This window comes from Treponema primitia ZAS-1, assembly GCF_000297095.1.
Lineage (GTDB): Bacteria > Spirochaetota > Spirochaetia > Treponematales > Breznakiellaceae > Termitinema > Termitinema primitia_A.
Genome location: NZ_AEEA01000081.1, coordinates 1 through 2,448, shown reverse-complemented (window position 1 = coordinate 2,448; position 2,448 = coordinate 1). Strand labels below are relative to the sequence as shown.

3 protein-coding genes are annotated in these 2,448 nt (G+C 48.4%); all 3 read right to left on the bottom strand.

What is annotated here, in order from left to right; translation table 11 throughout:
* Positions 1-44 precede the first annotated feature (44 nt).
* The 3 genes from tnpC to tnpA are packed head-to-tail and all read right to left on the bottom strand — an operon-like array spanning position 45 to position 2,367.
* Positions 45-1,670, bottom strand: coding sequence for an IS66 family transposase (gene tnpC / locus TPRIMZ1_RS0113285; protein ID WP_010260796.1), 1,626 nt, complete (start codon positions 1,668-1,670; stop codon positions 45-47).
* Positions 1,671-1,711: 41 nt separating this feature from the next.
* A complete protein-coding gene (gene tnpB / locus TPRIMZ1_RS0113280) occupies positions 1,712-2,059 on the bottom strand; it encodes an IS66 family insertion sequence element accessory protein TnpB (RefSeq protein ID WP_010260794.1) in 348 nt (115 codons plus the stop codon).
* Positions 2,060-2,061: 2 nt separating this feature from the next.
* Entirely contained in the window at positions 2,062-2,367 is a 306-nt protein-coding gene (gene tnpA, locus TPRIMZ1_RS0113275; protein ID WP_157784243.1) for an IS66 family insertion sequence element accessory protein TnpA, read from the bottom strand.
* Positions 2,368-2,448: the final 81 nt, after the last annotated feature.

The window sequence follows — 2,448 nt, the reverse complement described above, 5'->3', positions numbered from 1 at the left end:
GTAACCGTAAATTAAAGAACTGTTTTAGCGTAAATACATAAAAACTATGTGTTTTTTTTATTATTTTTGATATTCCACGGGAGAAGGGCTGCCCAGTCTTCAGGGGTCTTTGCGGAAGGGCACCGGTCAAATAGCAGGGTAAGATAATCCCGGGGAATAAGTCCGTTCTGTTTAGCAGTTTCAATGAGGGAGTACATTCCGCAGGAGCTTTTGGCGCCATCGGGGCTTTTGTTGAATAACCAGTTCTTGCGACCGAGTACGAAAGGCCGTAGTGCGTTCTCACAGGCGTTATTGTCCGGGGTCAAATAAGCACACTCAGTATACGCCGTAAGGGTTTCCCAATGATCGCGGGTGTACCCAATTGCCTTTCCCAACAACAACGAAGGCGGCGTTTCCTGGACTTTTTGATCCAGCCATGCTTTGAATTCGGAAAAAATAACCGCCGCTGCTTTTCCTCGTTCGTTTAAGAATCTCGAGAGAGAGATATCCTGTTTCCGTAACGTTTCTTCCAGCACATAGAGCTTCTTTATGTATCCGATTGCTTCCTCGGCAAGGCCTTTCTTTTGTGAACCGGAGGTTCGAGTAACCTTGGCCGCTTCGAAAAAATACCGCCGGGCATGGGCAAAACAACCCACATGGCGGATCGCCGGGTATGAGGATATCGCCGTTTCATAGCCGCGATATCCATCGGTTTGGAGATATCCTACGAATCCCTCAAGAAACTCGGGGAGATGTTTCGCCGCTCTCGTTTCCCGGTACTCAAAAAGTACAACCGGTTTCCCCGGCGGTCCCCCGCGCGCAAGCCACATGTAGGATTTCTGCGTGTCAGCCCGACCTTCCTCTCCCATGACCTGGACTGTAGTCTCGTCCATGCCCATAACCGGCCCTGACTTGACCGCCTGTTTCAACAACTCAAACAGGGGAAGAAGCCGTTGGTAGACGCGTTGCTGCCAATGAGCCATATCCTGCCGGCTTATGGTCACCCCAATTCGCTCAAATTGGAGTTCCTGCCGGTAAAACGGTAGATGATCCTGGTATTTGGCTATCATGATAGTGCTCAACAGGCCCGGAGTAACGATGCTGCCGGGGATTATCGAAACCGGAGCGGGGGCGACGTGAACTGTTGGCTTGTCTGGGTCATCGGCTCCCTCGCATTCAGGACACGCATACTTCGGCCGGACTATTTGTTTCACATAAATGCGCGGCGGGACTATTTCAAGCCGTTCTGATATCTCTTCCCCTATCTTTTTGAGCATCGTTCCGCAGGCACATCGCTTGTCTGCTTCCGGAATGTCTATAATTTCTACTTCCCGGGGTATGGCCGGATCTATCGGCTTTCGCCCCCGCGCGCTTCGTTTATACGATTTGATTGTCTGAGGCGCCGTCTGACCGGTTCCGGGCTCTTCCTCATTCGATATAGGTTCGTCAAATAAAAATAATTGCTTTTTGTCTTTAAGAAGTTGTTCCGCACTTCGGGCAAACCGCTTATACAGTAACAGATCATACCGTTCTTTTAGTTCGGTTAATTGGATATGGAGCAGATTGTTTTCAGCCGCCACCGCTTTCTGCCGTTCGGTGAGTTCTGCAATGCATCGCTGCGCTTCGGCTTTTTGCAGTTCTATGTTTCTGATATATTTCCGGACTTCAATATCCAGTGTTTCCATATCCATGCAGAAATTCTAGCACATCATTATTGTTGTGTAAATTCCTTTTATGATACTTTTGAATAAAAAAGTGGCTTATGGGCTTTCCAAAAATCTATCCCGGTAAGTAACATCTGCAGTTCTTCGGCGCTTAGTTCTTCCACGGCGGCGGCAGTTTCCGGCCAGGGAAACGTATCCTTTTCAAGCCGCTTTTGACACAACCAAAACCCCGTCTTATCCCACCATATTACTTTCAGCAGCCTCCGGTCACGGTTGCAGAACAGATATACACTCCCGCTGAGCGGGTCCTGTTTCATTTCCTTTTGTATCAGGGCGGTTAATCCGTTGGTCGCCTTTCGGAGATCCGTGTACCCAGGGCGTATGTATAGTTTTACCGTACTCAAATCTAAAGTCATCGTTACCAGCCCAGACCTTCTATCACCGCCCGTAGGTCGTTCCGGTTTAATGCAATCGGTATGTGTATTTTGACATCCCCTTTTTCAATGAGAATTTCAGGGGTATGCTGGCTTTGTTCCGGCATCTGCGGATTCACCTCAACAAATTTTGGAGCTGGCTCTTCTGTCGGACCATAAATCCGCTGTATCCAATTCTTTAAGGTCATTGGGCTTAATCCGTTTGCCTTGGCATAGGTCCACATGCTGGACCCGCTTCTTTTCCAGTCTTCCACCCACATCTCTTTTTCTTCTTGGCTGTACTTCTTCATCGTATCCTCCGGTCTGTTTTTGTACCGAAAGTTTATCATGACTCTTTCCTGCCGAGAATATGCGGTTTAATTGACACTTAC

Excerpts from the sequence above, each read along its gene's own strand:
- tnpC (WP_010260796.1), bottom strand. The coding sequence starts at position 1,670 with ATGGATATGGAAACACTGGATATTGAAGTCCGGAAATATATCAGAAAC.
- tnpB (WP_010260794.1), bottom strand. The coding sequence starts at position 2,059 with ATGACTTTAGATTTGAGTACGGTAAAACTATACATACGCCCTGGGTAC.
- tnpA (WP_157784243.1), bottom strand. The coding sequence starts at position 2,367 with ATGAAGAAGTACAGCCAAGAAGAAAAAGAGATGTGGGTGGAAGACTGG.